The organism is Paraburkholderia sp. USG1 (assembly GCF_031570135.1).
In the GTDB taxonomy this organism is placed as follows: Bacteria; Pseudomonadota; Gammaproteobacteria; order Burkholderiales; family Burkholderiaceae; genus Paraburkholderia; species Paraburkholderia dioscoreae.
On sequence record NZ_JAMWXW010000057.1, the window covers coordinates 1 to 15,514 of the forward strand.

The following is a 15,514-nucleotide window of genomic DNA, read 5'->3' on the forward strand; positions in this document are numbered from 1 at the left end:
GCGGGGAAGTGTCGCAGCAAACGCCGCGTTGCTCAAGGTGTGGGCGCGGCATTCAGTCGCGAGCGCCGGAGGAGCGGCTTTGCCGCGCTCAACCCGCCCGCAATTGATAACCGCGCTGCGCCTTGCTGATGTTGTCCGGTACCAAACCGGCAATCTGCTTGCCGAGTTCCGCGGCGAGCGCGTGGAGCGCGGCTTCGTCTCCAGACTTCAATTCGAGTTCGACTTCCGAGATCGGCGCGCGGCGCGTTTGGCCATCGACTTCGGCGAGCACGTCGCCCTGATCGATCGCCGCTTCGACCTCCGAACCATCCAACCGGACCTGCCACAGCGTACGGGTGAAATTCGTGCGGAACAGCTGGATGAGTCCCGGCGCGGCCTGACGCAAAGCGTCCGCGGCGGACGCTTCGTCGCACTCGCGCAGCAACGCGTCGATCTCCAGCCTTTCGCCCGCCACCGGCATTTCCCATTCGTGCCGGCTGTGCAAACCATCCTCGGCCTTGCCGACCGTCTTGAAGGTTTGCAGCCAACCCTCAGGCGTCTGGCGCAAACGCAAGGCGCTCTTCGAGCCCGCCAGCGTCAGGTCAGGCGTGTCGAAGTAAATATTCACCAGTTTGATCGGTCGGCCGTGCGCCCGGGTGCGTGCGACGAACCACTGCGTCGCCGCCTCCACCTGCGCGGGCGGCAGCGCCAGTTTGATTTCGCGTTCCATGCCCATGAACTGCTCTCCGCTACGTATGCCGCTTGGCGTGTGTCGACAGCGCGCTCAGAAAAACATCCGCGCAAGTTCCACACCCGGCTCGTCCGCGCGCATGAATGCCTCGCCGACCAGGAACGTATGCACGTCCATCGCGCGCAGGCGCTCCACGTCGACGCGCGACAGAATGCCCGACTCCGTGACGACGATGCGGTCCTCCGGAATCGCCTCGAGCATGCCGATCGTCGTTTCGATCGATGTCTCGAAGGTGCGCAGATTGCGGTTGTTGATGCCGATCAGCGGCGTTTTCAGTGTGAGCGCTTCCATCAGCTCGTCGTGGTCGTGCACTTCGACCAGCACCGCCAGGCCCAGCGAATGCGCGAGCGCTTCGAGATCCTGCATCTGCGAGGTTTCGAGCGCGGCGGCAATCAGCAGGATGGCGTCGGCACCCATCGCGCGGGCTTCGACGATCTGATACGGATCGACGATGAAGTCTTTGCGCAGCACCGGCAAATTGCAGGCTGCACGCGCTTGCTCCAGATACGCGACGCTACCCTTGAAGAACTGCACGTCGGTGAGCACGGACAGGCAGGCTGCGCCGTGTTTTTCATATGAACGCGCGATTTCGGCCGGCACGAAATGCTCGCGCAGCACGCCTTTGGACGGGCTCGCCTTCTTGACTTCGGCGATCACCGCGGCGAGACCCGCCGCGTGTTTCGCACGCAAGGCGCCGACGAAATCGCGCAGGTCGCGCGACGACGCTTCGAGGCGCAGCTCTTCGAGCGGCGCGCTCTGTTCGGCCGCCCGGACTTCTTCGCGTTTGACCGCGATGATGCGGTCGAGAATGTCGCTCATAAGTGTCTCGCTACGTAGTTACTGCTTGAATTGCTGGGTGAAGCGGGCCAGCTCGTCGACTTTCGCACGCGCCTTGCCGCTCGCGATCGCTTCGCGCGCCAACTGGATGCCGTCCGCTATCGACGAAGCCACGTTCGCCGAATACAGGGCGGTGCCCGCATTCAGCGTGACGATTTCGCGCGCGACGCCCGGCTTGTTGTCGAGCGCTTCGAGCAGCATCGCTTTCGATTCGTTGGCGTCGGCCACTTTCAGCGTGCGGTTCGACACCATCTGCATGCCGAAGTCTTCCGGGTGAATCTCGTACTCGTGAATCTGGCCGTCGCGCAACTCGCCGACTTGCGTCGCCGCGCCGAGCGAGACTTCGTCCATGCCGTCCATACCGTACACCACCAGCACATGCTTCGCGCCGAGGCGCTGCATTACGCGCACCTGAATGCCGACGAGGTCGGCGTGGAACACGCCCATCAGCTGATTGGGTGCGCCGGCCGGATTGGTGAGCGGCCCGAGAATGTTGAAGATGGTCCGCACACCGAGTTCGCGGCGCACCGGAGCGATGTTCTTCATGGCCGGATGATGGTTCGGCGCGAACATGAAACCCATGCCGGTTTCCGCAATCGAGGCCGCCACCTGTTCCGGCTGCAGATCGATATTCACGCCGAGCGCTTCGAGCACGTCCGCGCTGCCCGACTTGCTCGATACGCTGCGGCCGCCATGCTTCGCGACCTTGGCGCCCGCCGCGGCGGAGACGAACATGGTCGCCGTGGAAATGTTGAAGGTGTGCGCGCCGTCGCCGCCGGTGCCGACGATATCGACGAAGTTCGAGTTGTCCTGCACCTCGACGTGCCGGGCAAATTCACGCATCACCGTGGCGGCTGCGGTGATCTCGCCGATGGTCTCTTTTTTGACGCGCAAGCCGGTGATGATCGCGGCGGCCATCACGGGCGAGAGTTCGCCGCGCATGATGAGCCGCATGAGGTGCAGCATTTCGTCGTGGAAAATCTCGCGGTGCTCGATGGTCCGTTGCAGCGCTTCCTGGGGCGTAATCGACATGATGTCGTCTCTCTTCATCAAGCGTTGCGATTGGACGTTTGTGCGCCGGCGCGCTTCGACTGCTTAAGGAAGTTTTCGAGCAGCGCGTGGCCGTGTTCGGACAGGATCGATTCCGGATGGAACTGCACGCCTTCCACCGCCAGTTCCTTGTGACGCACGCCCATGATCTCACCGTCTTCGGTCCACGCCGATACTTCGAGACAGTCGGGCAGCGATTCGCGTTCGATCGCGAGCGAGTGATAGCGCGTCACCACGAAATGTTTCGGCAGATCCGCGAACACGCCTTTGCAGTCGGTTTCGATCGTGCTGACCTTGCCGTGCATGATGGTTTGCGCGCGCACCACGCGCCCGCCGAAGGCCTCGCCGATCGCCTGATGGCCGAGACAGACGCCGAGAATCGGCGTTTTGCCGCTGAATTCGCGCAGCACGTCGAGCGTGATGCCGGCGTGTTGCGGATTGCTCGGACCGGGCGACAGGCAGATGCGCTCCGGGTTGAGCCTCGCGATTTCGTCCAGCGTGATTTCGTCGTTCCGATAGGTGCGCACGTCTTCGCCGAGTTCGCCGAAGTACTGCACCAGGTTGTAGGTGAACGAGTCGTAGTTGTCGATCATGAGCAGCATGGTGTGTCTCCGGTCAGAAGTCGCTATCGAGGCCGTCTTGAACCTGTTCGGCGGCGCGCAACACGGCGCGTGCCTTGTTCTCGGTCTCTTGCCATTCGGATTCCGGCACCGAATCCGCGACTACACCCGCTGCCGCCTGCACATACAGATTGCCGTTCGCGATCACGCCGGTGCGGATCGTGATGGCCAGATCCATTTCGCCGGTGAACGACAGATAACCGACCGCACCGCCGTACAGGCCGCGCTTCACGGGTTCGAGTTCGTCGATCAGTTCCATTGCGCGAACCTTCGGCGCGCCCGACAGAGTGCCGGCCGGGAAGGTGGCGCGCAGCACATCGAAATTGGTGGTGCCGGGTTTCAGCTTGCCTTCGACCGAACTCACGATGTGCTGCACGTGCGAGTACTTTTCGATCACCATCTTGTCGGTGACGACCACCGAGCCGATCTGCGCGATGCGGCCCACGTCGTTACGCGCGAGGTCGATCAGCATGACGTGTTCGGCGATTTCTTTCGGGTCGTTCAGCAGTTCGGTTGCGAGTTCCGCGTCGCGTTCCGGCGTGTTGCCGCGCGGACGCGTGCCGGCCAGCGGCCGGATCGTGACGATGCGATCCTCGCCGCGCTTTTCCTGACGCACCAGAATTTCCGGCGATGCCCCCACCACGTGGAAGTCACCGAAGTTGTAGAAATACATATACGGCGACGGATTCAGCGAGCGCAGCGCGCGATAAAGCGAGAGCGGATTGTCGCGGTATGGCTTGGTCAGGCGCTGGCCGACCTGCACCTGCATCAGTTCGCCGGCCGCGATGTATTCCTTCGCCTTGCGCACGGCCGCCAGATAATCGTCTTTCGCGAACTCGCGGTAGGTTTCGGTCCGCACGCTTGCCGAGGTGACCGGCGGCTGCACAGTGGTGCGCAAGCGCTGGCGCAGTTCACGCAGACGCTGTTTGGCTTTGGTGTACGCCTCGGGCTGCGTCGGATCGGCGTAGATCACCAGGTAGAGCTTGCCCGCGAGGTTGTCGATCACCGCCACTTCTTCAGTCAGCAGCAACTGGATGTCGGGCAGATTCAGATCGTCTTTCGGCGCCGTGTGCGCGAGCTTCTTCTCGATGTAGCGCACCGCGTCGTAGCCGAAATAGCCGGCCAGACCGCCCGCGAAACGCGGCAAGCCGGGGCGCTGCGCCACTTTGAAACGCCCCTGGAATTGCTGGATGAATTCGAGCGGGTCGCCCTCGTGCGTTTCGACGACCGTGCCGTCGCGCACCACCTCCGACACGCCGTTATGGGTGCGCAGCAGCGTGCGCGCCGGCAGGCCGATGAACGAATAGCGGCCGAAACGTTCGCCGCCCACCACCGATTCCAGCAGGAACGAGTTGGCGCCGTTGCGCTCGCTCTGCGCAAGCTTCAGGTACAGCGAGAGCGGCGTTTCGAGGTCGGCGAGCGCTTCGGCGATCAGCGGGATGCGGTTGAAACCCTCGTTGGCGAGGGACTGGAATTCGAGTTCGGTCATGTTCCGATCCTGTACGGTGGTCCGGCGGCGTGCGTCGGACAAAGCGGGGCGTGGCGCGCCCGGTCAGGCGTTCGTTCGACGTGTCGACACGATGATACCGACCGGCGCGGGTTTCCCATCGACGCGTGCAAGGGATTTCAGCGCACAGATGTACTTTGCGGGTACACGCATGCCGAATCAACCGATGCAGCGAAACAAAGTGATGGAAAAAACGCGTGAGCGCAGCGAAGTAAAAAACGGTTGCCGAAGACGAGCTTCAGCGTACCTCAGGCGAGGTTAGCGCGACCAGCGACGCCAGGGCCAGGCTCCCCGGTCGATGCTAATCAGACTCCGTTTTTTATTCAGAAACATGAGGATGAAGGACTTTTCAAGTCGTGGATTGGTGCGCGGCGATCGCCTTGGCGGCGTCCAGCAGCGAGGCAACTATACCATCGGATTTTATTGTTTGTATAGCTTGGCCGTGGTTGTAGCCGTATGGCACCGTCAACGTGGCCATGCCCGCCGCGCGGCCTGCCAGCGCGTCGTTTTCCGAATCGCCAATGGCAACCGTGGCTTGGGGCTCGACGCCCAGCTGCGCTGCGGCAGTGAGCATGGGCAGCGGATCGGGCTTCTTTTTCGCGAGGCTATCGCCGCCGAGCACGACACTGAAATACTGGGCGAGCCCGTATTGCTGCAGCAGCTCCGCCGCGAACCGATGCGGCTTGTTGGTCACGCAGGCGAGTTTGAGGCCGCCATTGCGCATGGCGATCAGGCCGGCTTCGACATCGGGATAAAGCCGCGTGTGCGTGCCGTTGATCTTTGCGTACTCCGCCTGATAGATCGCGAGCGCTTCGTCGAAGCGGTCTTGCGCATGCTCCGATTCGAAGCGCGGCGCCAGTACGCTGCGGATCAGATGCTCCGAACCCTTGCCGACATAACCGACCACTTCCTCGCGCGAAGTCTCCTGCGCGTCGAGTTGCGCGAGCATGCCGTTCAGGCCGGCGGTGAAGTCGTCAGCGGTATCGATCATCGTGCCGTCGAGGTCGATGATCGCGGCTTGCAGGCGCGGGCCGGTGAAAGCCGGAGCGGGGAACGGAGTGGTCATCTTGCGGGCCGGTTATGCGTCGATTCTCAGTGCTGGATGTTGGCGAGTGCCGCGCGCATCTTCTCGATCACGACCTTGTGGTCGGGCTGGCCGAAAATCGCCGAACCGGCCACGAAGGTGTCCGCACCGGCCGCCGCGATTTCGGCGATGTTGTCCACCTTCACGCCGCCGTCCACTTCCAGATGAATCTCGCGACCGGTGCGCTCCGTGTAGGCGTTGATACGCTGGCGCGCTTCGCGCAGTTTGTTGAGCGCTTCCGGAATGAACGATTGGCCGCCGAAGCCCGGATTCACCGACATGATCAGCACGAGATCGACCTTGTCCATCACGTGATCCAGATAATTCAGCGAGGTGGCCGGATTGAACACCAGGCCAGCCTTGCAGCCGTGGTCGCGGATCAGCGACAGCGTGCGGTCGATGTGATCCGAGCCTTCCGGGTGAAAGCTGATCAGGTTCGCGCCGGCCTTGGCGAAGTCCGGCACGATCCGGTCGACCGGACGCACCATCAGATGCACGTCGATCGGGACGTCCACATGCGGGCGGATCGCTTCGCAGACGAGCGGGCCGATGGTCAGGTTCGGCACGTAGTGGTTGTCCATCACGTCGAAGTGAATCCAGTCGGCGCCGGCGGCGACAACATTGCGCACTTCTTCGCCGAGGCGGGCGAAGTCGGCTGACAGAATGCTTGGGGCGATGCGGAATTGCGTCATGGCAGGGGCGAAGGCAAGCGGGAAAGCGCCATTTTACCGTTTTGTGCGCGGGCGTTCCGGTTCGCCGATGCTTTGAGTGCGGCTCCACGCCCGGCCCGATTCGAGTGGCGAATGTGACAAAACGCCTTACTGGCCCTTGGCCAAAGGGATTTGTCCGGTTGCGGGCGTGTCGCGCATCAAGCAGAATGCCAACACCATCAGCGCCGCTTCGCCAATGCGCCCGCAAACCATTGGCGTTCGGGCTTTCCCGCGACATTTCACCCCGCGTTTCAGCAGACCGGAATCAGGATGAGCCAGTACGAATTCAGCGTCTCGACGCAGGTGCAATATCTGCCCGAAGAGTCGGACCCGGAGCGCCGCCAGTATGCATTCGCATACACGCTGACTATCCGTAACACCGGCCAGGTGCCCGCGCAGTTGATCGCGCGGCATTGGGTCATCACGGACAGCGACAAGAACGTGCAGGAAGTGAAGGGCCTGGGTGTGGTCGGCCATCAGCCGCTGCTCAAACCGGGCGAGCATTTCGAGTACACGAGTTGGGCGGTGATCGCCACGCCGGTCGGCACCATGCGCGGAGAATACTTCTGCGTGGCCGAGGACGGCGAGCGGTTCGATGCGCCGGTGCCGGAGTTCATCCTGCGCATGCCGCGTACGTTGCATTGAACCGGGCGCGCGGCTCGCGGTCTTTAGAAAGCTCAATGCGCGGTTCAACGCGCAGCTTTACTGCGGTTTTTGCTGTTTTTGTTGCTTTTGCTGTTCAGTGGCGTTGGCACGCGCCGCTTTCTTCTTGCCGGACGACGTCCATACAACGATAAAGACGAGCAGGAAGAGCGCGAGGAGCGATTCCAGCGCGAAGATAAGCATCGGGTATTCGTCGAACAGATCAGACATGGCGGTTTCCATCAAGAACGAACATTGTATGCGTTTTGTCCGCACGGCCGCAGGGTGGCTCGGTGCGCTTTCGGTCGCGGTATTGCTGGCGTCCTGCGGCGGCAGCGGCGCGGTCCGGCCTTCAGTTTCGCCGCCCACGGGTGCGGCGATCATACCCGGACAGATTGCCGCGACGCGGCTGACGGCGGTTGCATGGCAGCAGGTGCCGGGCTGGCAGGACGACTCGCTGATCGGCGCGACCGCCGCATTGCGGCAAAACTGCGTGAGGCTGGCGCGTCAACCGAACTGGTCGCGTGCATGCGCGGCAGCCTCGCAAATCGACGACCTCGACGTCACCAGTGCGCGGGCTTTCTTTGAAGCCTATTTCACGCCCTTCCAGCTAGCGAATACCGACGGCACGGTGGACGGCCTGGTCACCGGTTACTACGAGCCCTTGCTGCGTGGTTCGCGCACGCGGCACGGCGTGTATCAGACCGCGCTGTATCGCTGGCCAAGCGGTTATCGTGCGGGCGCACCGCTGCCGGCTCGCGCGCAACTCGAGCGCGCGGGGGTGCTCAACGGTAATGAAATCGTATGGGTCGACGATCCGATCGAAGCGTTTTTCCTGCAGGTGCAGGGCTCCGGGCGCATCGTGATGGAAGACGGCAGCGTGATGCGTCTCGGTTTTGGCGGCACCAACAACCAGCCGTACAAGTCGATTGGTCGCTGGCTGCTGGATCGCGGCGAACTCACGCCCGCGCAGGCGACCATGCAGGGTATCAAGGCGTGGGCGCGGGCGAATCCCACCCGCGTCGATGCGCTGCTCGATACGAATCCGCGCTTTGTGTTCTTCCGTGAGATGCCGTCCGGCGAAAGCGTGCCGAGCGGCAGCGCGGACGGACCGATCGGCGCGCTGGGTGTTCCGCTGACGCCCGAGAGGTCGATTGCGGTCGATCCGACGGCGATTCCACTCGGCACGCCGGTGTTTTTGCAGACCACACGCCCGTTGACCAACTCGCCGATGAATCGGCTCGTCTTCGCCCAGGATACGGGTTCCGCGATCAAGGGCGGTGTGCGCGCGGATTACTTCTGGGGCTTGGGCGACGACGCCGGCGACCTGGCCGGCAAGATGAAGCAGGGCGGCCGGATGTGGTTGTTGCTGCCGAATTCCTGATGTGTAAGTAGCGCACGGCGCGGCGTTATCCGCCGCGTCGCGCGCCCGTTCGCGTTTGTTACAGCCCCGACTTGCGCTTGTCGACCACCCGCCGCGCTTTGCCCACCGAACGCTCGATCCCGTTCACGCCCAGCACGTTCACCACCGCGCTCACGCCAATCAGTGCCTTGATGTCATAGGCCAACGCCTGCCTGGCCGTGTTCAACGCGGCGGTGTCCGGTGCCGTTTCCGGGCACGGCTCGACGTTCAGCGTCAGCACGTCGAGCGGGCCTTCCTTGGTCAGCACGATCTGATAGTGCGGGGCGAGCATGGGTTGCTTGAGCAGCAGTTCTTCGATCTGCGTGGGGAACACGTTCACGCCGCGCACGATCATCATGTCGTCCGAGCGGCCGGTGATTTTCTCCATGCGGCGCATGGTGCGGGCGCTGCCCGGCAGGAGGCGCGTGAGATCGCGCGTCCGGTAACGGATGATCGGCAGCGCCTCTTTGGTCAGCGACGTAAACACCAGCTCGCCGAGTTCGCCGTCCGGCAGCACCTCGCCGGTTTCGGGATCGATGATCTCGGGATAGAAATGATCTTCCCAGATGGTCGGACCGTCTTTCGTTTCCACGCACTCCGACGCGACGCCGGGCCCCATCACTTCGGACAGACCGTAGATGTCGACAGCATCGATACCCATGCGTTTTTCGATTGCCTGACGCATGTCGTTGGTCCACGGTTCCGCGCCGAAGATGCCGATGCGCAGCGAACAATTGGCCGGATCCACGCCTTGACGCTCGAGTTCGTCGGCAATCGAGAGCATGTAGCTCGGCGTCACCATGATGATGTCCGGCCGGAAGTCCTGGATCAGCTGCACCTGCTTTTCGGTCTGGCCGCCGCCGAACGGGATCACGGTGAGCCCCGCGCGCTCGGCGCCGTAGTGCGCGCCGAGACCGCCCGTGAACAGGCCGTAGCCGTAGCTCACGTGAACCTTGTCGCCGCGCCTCGCGCCGGCGGCGCGGACCGAACGCGCGACGAGATTCGCCCACGTGTCGATATCGCGCGCGGTGTAGCCCACCACGGTCGGCTTGCCCGTAGTACCGGACGACGCGTGAATCCGTGAAACCTGATCCTGCGGCACGGCGAACATCCCGAACGGATAGCTGTCGCGCAGATCCTTCTTGGTGGTGAAGGGAAAGCGCGCGAGATCCGCGAGGCTTTTCACGTCGCTCGGGTGAACGCCGGCTTCATCGAATTTGCGCCGATAAACCGGCGAATTTTCATAGGCGTGGTTCAGCGACCATTTGAGCCGTTCAAGTTGAAGCGCGGCAAGTTCGTCGCGGCTGGCGGTCTCGATCGGATCGAGCGGAAGGGCGGTGGTCATCGAATGTCTCCTTGCTGCCTCAATGCTTGGGTCTGGTGTACTTGCGCTCGTGCGCGAAAACCGGGGGCGGCTACTGTTTGACCGTGTGGCGCTCGGGAGCGCCACTGAGCCGTGAATCTGCCGCGGGTTTGGTCGCGGGGCATCGTGCGATTGCCGAGTTCTTGCCGCGAGCTTGCCGTGGGGCAGCCGATATCAATCGCCTGTAGGAATCAGGTTTCCTTTGATCTGTGCCGATTTGCCGCGAAACATCGCGACGGTTTCCTCAGCACGATTCGTCACGCGGATATCGTAGATGCCGGTCCGGCCGCTCAACGTCTGCTCGACGGCTTCCGCCGTCAGCACGTCGCCGCCTTGCACGGGCCGCAGGAACTCGATCGAGCAGCCGGCTGCGACCGTGTTGATGTTGTACGTGTTGCAGGCGAACGCGAACGTCGAATCCGCGAGCGTGAAAATCAGGCCGCCGTGGCAAATCTGATGGCCGTTCAGAAAGTCGTCGCGCACGGCCATGCGCAGACGCGCATATCCGGGGCGCACTTCGACGATTTCGAGGCCGAGCGCACGGCTGCACGCGTCGTTCTCGTACATAGCGGCTGCGGTTGCGCGGGCCAGTTCGTCCGGAGTCATCTGGCTGGGATGGTTGGCTTGAGTGGACATGTCAGCGGCCCTCGAAGCGCGGCGCGCGTTTTTCCACGAAGGCCCGCACGCCTTCCGCGTAATCGTGGGAAGCGCCCAGTTCGCGTTGCAGATCGCGTTCGAGATCGAGTTGCTGGTCGAGCGTTTGCGTCGCGCCCGTGCGCATGGCCTGCTTGATTGCCGCGATGGCGCGCGTGGGTTGCTGCGCGAGTTGGGACGCGAGTTTTGTCGCAGTGCCGGCTAGCTCCGCGTCGTCGACTGCTTGCCAGATCAAACCCCAGCTTTCGGCTTGTTCCGCGCTGAGTTTGTCGCCGGTAATGGCGAGTCCCAACGCGCGAGCCATGCCGACACGCTGCGGCAGGAACCATGTGCCGCCGGAGTCCGGCACCAGGCCGATCTTCACGAACGCCTGAATGAAGCTCGCAGAGCGAGCCGCGAGCACGAGGTCGCAAGCAAGCGCGAGATTGGCTCCGGCACCGGCAGCCGTGCCGTTCACCGCTGCGATGACCGGCAACGGCAATGCCTGCAGGCGACGAATCAGCGGATTGAAATGTTGTTCGATCAATTCACCCAGATCAGTCATGGCGCCTGGCGTGAAGTCGAGGTCGGCCAGATCCTGGCCGGCGCAAAAGCCGCGGCCCGCACCGGTGAGCACGAGCGCACGGGCACCGGACGCTTCAACCTGGTCGAGCGCGGCACTCAATTCCTGATGCATCGCGCGAGTAAAGCTGTTGAGCTTGTCCGGCCGGTTCAGCGTAATGGTGGCGACATGGCTCGATGCGTCGATGTCGAGACGGATCGCTTCGTATGACATTGGGTGTCTCCTCAAAGTCTCTTTGACCGATGGGCGCTGTGATGCTCGTGTCAGAGCCGCTCGATGACCAGCGCGATGCCCTGGCCCACGCCGATGCACATCGTGCAAAGCGCAAAGCGGCCGTTGATCCGTTCCAGCTGGTATAGCGCGGTCGTGATCAGACGCGCGCCCGACGCGCCCAGCGGGTGGCCGAGCGCAATGGCTCCGCCGTTCGGATTGACGCGCGGGTCGTCGTCGCGCAGACCGAGCGTACGCAGAACTGCCAGGCCTTGCGATGCGAACGCTTCGTTCAACTCGATCACGTCGAATTGTTCGAGCGTCATGCCGAGCTGCTTCAGCAGCTTTTGCGTGGCCGGCGCCGGGCCGATCCCCATGATGCGCGGCTCCACGCCCGCGGTCGCCATGCCCACCACGCGGGCGCGGCGGCGCAGGCCGTACTGATCGGCTGCCTGCTGGTTCGCGAGCAACAGCGCGCAGGCGCCGTCGTTCACACCCGACGCATTGCCGGCCGTCACGCTGCCGTCCGGACGAACCACGCCTTTGAGGTTGCCCAGGCTTTCGAGCGACGTTTCGCGCGGGTGTTCGTCGAGCAGCACGCGCACGGGGTCGCCTTTCTTCTGCACGATCTCGACGCCGACAATCTCCTGGGCCAGCGTTCCGTCCTGCTGGGCGCGAGCCGCCTTTTGCTGGCTTGACAGCGCAAACATGTCCTGATCCGCACGGCTCACGCTGAATTCAACGGCGACGTTTTCCGCGGTTTCAGGCATCGAATCGACGCCATACTGACGTTTCATCAGCGGATTGATGAAGCGCCAGCCAATGGTCGTGTCGTAAATGTCAGCCTGGCGGGAGAACGCGCCAGTAGCCTTGCCCATGACGAACGGCGCACGTGTCATGCTTTCGACGCCGCCGGCGATCATCAGGCGCGCTTCGCCCGCCTTGATGGCGCGCGCCGCGGTGCCGACCGCGTCCATACCCGAGCCGCACAGGCGGTTGATGGTGGCGCCCGGCGCCTCAGTGGGCAGGCCGGCCAGCAACGCCGACATGCGCGCAACGTTGCGGTTGTCTTCGCCCGCCTGGTTGGCGCAGCCGTAGATCACGTCGTCGAGGGCGCGCCAGTCGACGCCGGGATTGCGGTCGATCAACGCCTTGATCGGCACCGCGCCGAGGTCGTCGGCGCGGACATCCTTCAGGGCGCCGCCGTAGCGGCCGATTGGGGTGCGAATCGCATCGCAAATGAAGGCGTCGTTCATAGGGATTCCTGCTGGGCGGATCGGCGCGAGATGCCGATCCGATGTCTTATGTTAGTTGGGGCGCACAGCCCGGTCCATTCGGCCAAACGGCATAGGACGAAGCTGTGTTTTGTCTTATGCCACTTTGTCTTATGCCATTCAGCCAGCTACCGCCGGCGCTGCTTTCGGTTCAACATGAACGCGGCTTTGAATTACGCGGAAGCGATTCGCGACGAAGGCCGCGTCAGCCAGCGCTGCATTGGCTGCAGGGTTCGCGCCCGTGCCGTGGAAGTCCGAAAAGGCCGCCGACTGATTGACGAATACACCGCCGGTCAGATTGATCGACAAGGCCACGCCACCCCGAATGGATGCTTCGTGCGCCTGTTCGAGCACCGCTTCGTCCGTGCTGTAGACCGACAACGTCAGTGCGCCATGTTCGGCAGCGATTGCGCCGGCGAGGTCGAGCGACTGCGCAGTCGAGTCCGTCGCGATCACGAAAGAGATCGGGCCGAACCATTCTTTGGTGAACTGCGCGTAGTCGGTCGCGGCATCCAGCTGAACCACGAGCGGCGTGCGCACGCGGGCGCCCGCAAAAGCGGGATGCTCAAGCGTCTGGCTTTCGACGAGAACCCGACCAGTTTTTGCGGCTTCGCCAATGCGTTGCGCCACACCTTCGTTTTGAATCGCACCGAGTATTTCGACCGCTCGGGCCGGGTCGGAGACGAGTTTTTGCACGGCGCCGGCAATGGCTTGAGCAACTTCGTCAAACCCGAGCGTGCCTTCCGCGGTGCGGATGCCGCCGCGCGGCACGTAGATGTTTTGCGGCGCGGTGCACATCTGGCCCGAGTACAGCGCGAGCGAGAAGGCGATATTGCGGGCAACGGCTTTGATGTCGTCCACCGAGTCGATCACGATCTGGTTCACGCCGGCTTTTTCGGTGTAAACCTGCGCCTGATGCGCATTGCGCTCGAGCCACGTGCCGTTTTGCGTGCTGCCAGTGAAGTCGATGAGCTTGATTTCCGGGCGCAGGGCCAATTCCTGGACGAGCGCGCCGTCATTCGGTTCGGTGGCCAGCAAGGTGATGACGTTCGGATCGAAACCTGCTTCGCGCAGAACATCGCGCGCAATGCGTGCAGTCAGGGCGAGCGGCAGAATTGCGCCCGGATGCGGCTTGACGATGACCGTGTTGCCTGTGGCCAGATCGGCGAAGAGGCCCGGATAGCCGTTCCACGTCGGGAAGGTGCAGCAGCCGAGTACCAGGCCGGTGCCGCGCGGCACGACGGTGTAATGCTTGTGCATGGCGAGCGGCGGATTCTTGCCTTGCGGCTTTTCCCAGTGGGCGTCGCCGGGAATGCGGCGCAATTGGTCCCACGCGTATGCGACGGCTTCCAGCGCGCGGTCTTGTGCGTGCGGACCGCCGGCCTGGAACGCCATCATGAACGCCTGACCGGTCGTGTGCATCACGCTGTAACCAATTTCGAAGCTGGCGCGATTCACTCGGGCAAGGATCTCGAGGCACACGCCGATCCATGCCTGCGGGCCAGCCGCGCGCCAGTCGCGCTGGGCAGCGGCGGCGGCCGCGATCAATGCGGCGGGGTCGGATTTCGGGTAGCGCACGCCGAGCGGGAATCCGAACGGCGAGACTTCGGCACCGACAGTTTCGCCCGTCGACGGTTGGTCCAGTTGGAACGTCGTGTTGAGATGCGCTTTGAATGCGGCTTCGCCGTCTGCGTTAGCTGTTTCCCCGTACACTTTCGGACTGGGCATTTCGACGAACGGGCTCCAGTAGCCGCGCGTTTCGATCGCGGCGAGTGCCTTTTGCAGCGTGTCTTCGTGCTTGGTGAATAGCGGATGTGTCATGACAGAGGGACTTGGCTTGTACGTTGGGGAAAGCCCGTCGAATAATTGACCGACCGGTTGGTTGGGGAATGTTAGCATTATTAGGATGACCGCGCGAAGTGTTTTCGCGCGCGATGTTTCTACCCTTAGGAGGTGGCATGGCTTACGAGAATATTCTGGTTGAGACGCAGGGGCGGGTTGGGTTGGTCACTTTGAATCGCCCAAAGGCGCTGAACGCTTTGAACGACGCCTTGATGGACGAACTGGGAGCGGCGTTGCGCGAGTTCGATGCCGACGACGCGATCGGTGCGATCGTGGTGACTGGCAGCGAGAAGGCGTTCGCGGCCGGTGCCGACATCGGCATGATGTCCACTTATACCTATATGGATGTTTACAAGGGGGACTACATCACCCGCAACTGGGAAACGGTCCGCTCCATCCGCAAGCCGATCATTGCAGCGGTGGCCGGCTTTGCGCTCGGCGGCGGCTGCGAATTGGCGATGATGTGCGACATCATTTTTGCCGCTGACACGGCGAAGTTCGGTCAGCCGGAAATCAAGCTCGGCATCATGCCGGGTGCCGGAGGTACGCAGCGGTTGCCGCGCGCCGTCTCCAAGGCGAAGGCAATGGACCTTTGCCTGACCGCGCGTTTCATGGATGCCGCCGAAGCCGAGCGTGCCGGCTTGGTGTCGCGTGTTATTCCGGCTGCTTCTCTGATTGGCGAGGCGATAGCCGCGGCTGCCACGATCGCAGAATTCCCGCTGCCGGCCGTGATGATGGTGAAGGAATCGGTTAATCGCGCTTATGAGACGACGCTCGCGGAAGGTGTGCATTTCGAGCGCCGCCTGTTCCATTCGCTCTTCGCTACCGAAGACCAGAAGGAAGGCATGGCCGCGTTCGTGGAGAAACGCAAACCGGTTTTCAAACATCGTTAATACGCTTATCAAAATAACGCTTGCAAGGCGGAGTCTGTCTCGCTAGAATCTCGCTCTTTCGTGCTTCGGACAACGGAGTGCGGGAGGCGGGAGAGCCAGTAGTGGCAAGGCTTTCAGCGAAGTGGGCGGGTTAG

Annotated in this window: 16 protein-coding genes; 3 read left to right on the forward strand and 13 right to left on the reverse strand. The window is 62.9% G+C overall.

The genetic code is table 11. The features are described 5' to 3' along the window. Positions 1–88: 88 nt before the first annotated feature. The 7 genes from NE850_RS38750 to rpe form a co-directional block, all read right to left on the reverse strand. The gene (locus tag NE850_RS38750; protein WP_007180276.1) at positions 89–715 is read right to left on the reverse strand and encodes a CYTH domain-containing protein; all 627 of its coding nucleotides are present in this window, start codon (positions 713–715) and stop codon (positions 89–91) included. 48 nt (positions 716–763) lie between these two features. Beyond that, the gene (gene trpC, locus NE850_RS38755; protein ID WP_007180277.1) at positions 764–1,549 is read right to left on the reverse strand and encodes an indole-3-glycerol phosphate synthase TrpC; all 786 of its coding nucleotides are present in this window, start codon (positions 1,547–1,549) and stop codon (positions 764–766) included. 18 nt (positions 1,550–1,567) lie between these two features. After that, on the reverse strand, positions 1,568–2,599 hold the full coding sequence (trpD, locus tag NE850_RS38760) for an anthranilate phosphoribosyltransferase (protein ID WP_035518484.1): 1,032 nt from the start codon (positions 2,597–2,599) through the stop codon (positions 1,568–1,570). Positions 2,600–2,616: 17 nt separating this feature from the next. Then, positions 2,617–3,219 carry an aminodeoxychorismate/anthranilate synthase component II gene (locus NE850_RS38765; protein WP_007180279.1) on the reverse strand — a complete coding sequence of 201 codons (603 nt, stop codon included), beginning with the start codon at positions 3,217–3,219 and terminating at the stop codon, positions 2,617–2,619. A 13-nt stretch (positions 3,220–3,232) separates the two neighbouring features. Next, the gene (trpE, locus tag NE850_RS38770) at positions 3,233–4,726 is read right to left on the reverse strand and encodes an anthranilate synthase component I (protein WP_007180280.1); all 1,494 of its coding nucleotides are present in this window, start codon (positions 4,724–4,726) and stop codon (positions 3,233–3,235) included. 367 nt (positions 4,727–5,093) lie between these two features. Further along, positions 5,094–5,810 (reverse strand): phosphoglycolate phosphatase, encoded by a 717-nt coding sequence (locus NE850_RS38775; RefSeq protein WP_007180281.1) that lies wholly within the window; start codon positions 5,808–5,810, stop codon positions 5,094–5,096. 26 nt (positions 5,811–5,836) lie between these two features. Then, positions 5,837–6,520 carry a ribulose-phosphate 3-epimerase gene (rpe, locus tag NE850_RS38780; RefSeq protein WP_007180282.1) on the reverse strand — a complete coding sequence of 228 codons (684 nt, stop codon included), beginning with the start codon at positions 6,518–6,520 and terminating at the stop codon, positions 5,837–5,839. Positions 6,521–6,808: 288 nt separating this feature from the next. On the opposite strand from rpe, the gene apaG reads away from it, so the two are divergent. Beyond that, entirely contained in the window at positions 6,809–7,183 is a 375-nt protein-coding gene (gene apaG / locus NE850_RS38785) for a Co2+/Mg2+ efflux protein ApaG (RefSeq protein WP_007180283.1), read from the forward strand. Positions 7,184–7,240: 57 nt separating this feature from the next. On the opposite strand, the gene NE850_RS38790 is transcribed toward apaG, so the two are convergent. Then, positions 7,241–7,411 (reverse strand): hypothetical protein, encoded by a 171-nt coding sequence (locus NE850_RS38790; protein ID WP_007180284.1) that lies wholly within the window; start codon positions 7,409–7,411, stop codon positions 7,241–7,243. Positions 7,412–7,439: 28 nt separating this feature from the next. Here NE850_RS38790 and NE850_RS38795 point away from each other — a divergent pair, with 28 nt between their 5' ends. Then, entirely contained in the window at positions 7,440–8,564 is a 1,125-nt protein-coding gene (locus NE850_RS38795; RefSeq protein WP_007180285.1) for a murein transglycosylase A, read from the forward strand. A 58-nt stretch (positions 8,565–8,622) separates the two neighbouring features. Here the strand turns inward: NE850_RS38795 and paaK are convergent, their stop codons facing one another. From paaK to paaN, 5 genes are all read right to left on the reverse strand, one after another. Further along, on the reverse strand, positions 8,623–9,927 hold the full coding sequence (gene paaK / locus NE850_RS38800) for a phenylacetate--CoA ligase PaaK (protein WP_007180286.1): 1,305 nt from the start codon (positions 9,925–9,927) through the stop codon (positions 8,623–8,625). Positions 9,928–10,119: 192 nt separating this feature from the next. Continuing rightward, positions 10,120–10,581, reverse strand: a complete 462-nt coding sequence (gene paaI / locus NE850_RS38805) for a hydroxyphenylacetyl-CoA thioesterase PaaI (RefSeq protein WP_007180287.1) — start codon at positions 10,579–10,581, stop codon at positions 10,120–10,122. Between the two features lies 1 nt (position 10,582). Further along, positions 10,583–11,374 (reverse strand): 2-(1,2-epoxy-1,2-dihydrophenyl)acetyl-CoA isomerase PaaG, encoded by a 792-nt coding sequence (gene paaG / locus NE850_RS38810; RefSeq protein WP_165187109.1) that lies wholly within the window; start codon positions 11,372–11,374, stop codon positions 10,583–10,585. Positions 11,375–11,424: 50 nt separating this feature from the next. Continuing rightward, positions 11,425–12,627 (reverse strand): 3-oxoadipyl-CoA thiolase, encoded by a 1,203-nt coding sequence (gene pcaF, locus NE850_RS38815; protein WP_007180289.1) that lies wholly within the window; start codon positions 12,625–12,627, stop codon positions 11,425–11,427. A gap of 138 nt (positions 12,628–12,765) precedes the next feature. Continuing rightward, the gene (gene paaN, locus NE850_RS38820; protein ID WP_007180290.1) at positions 12,766–14,466 is read right to left on the reverse strand and encodes a phenylacetic acid degradation protein PaaN; all 1,701 of its coding nucleotides are present in this window, start codon (positions 14,464–14,466) and stop codon (positions 12,766–12,768) included. A gap of 137 nt (positions 14,467–14,603) precedes the next feature. Between paaN and NE850_RS38825 the strand changes: the two genes are divergently transcribed. Beyond that, a complete protein-coding gene (locus NE850_RS38825; protein WP_310700369.1) occupies positions 14,604–15,380 on the forward strand; it encodes an enoyl-CoA hydratase in 777 nt (258 codons plus the stop codon). Positions 15,381–15,514: the final 134 nt, after the last annotated feature.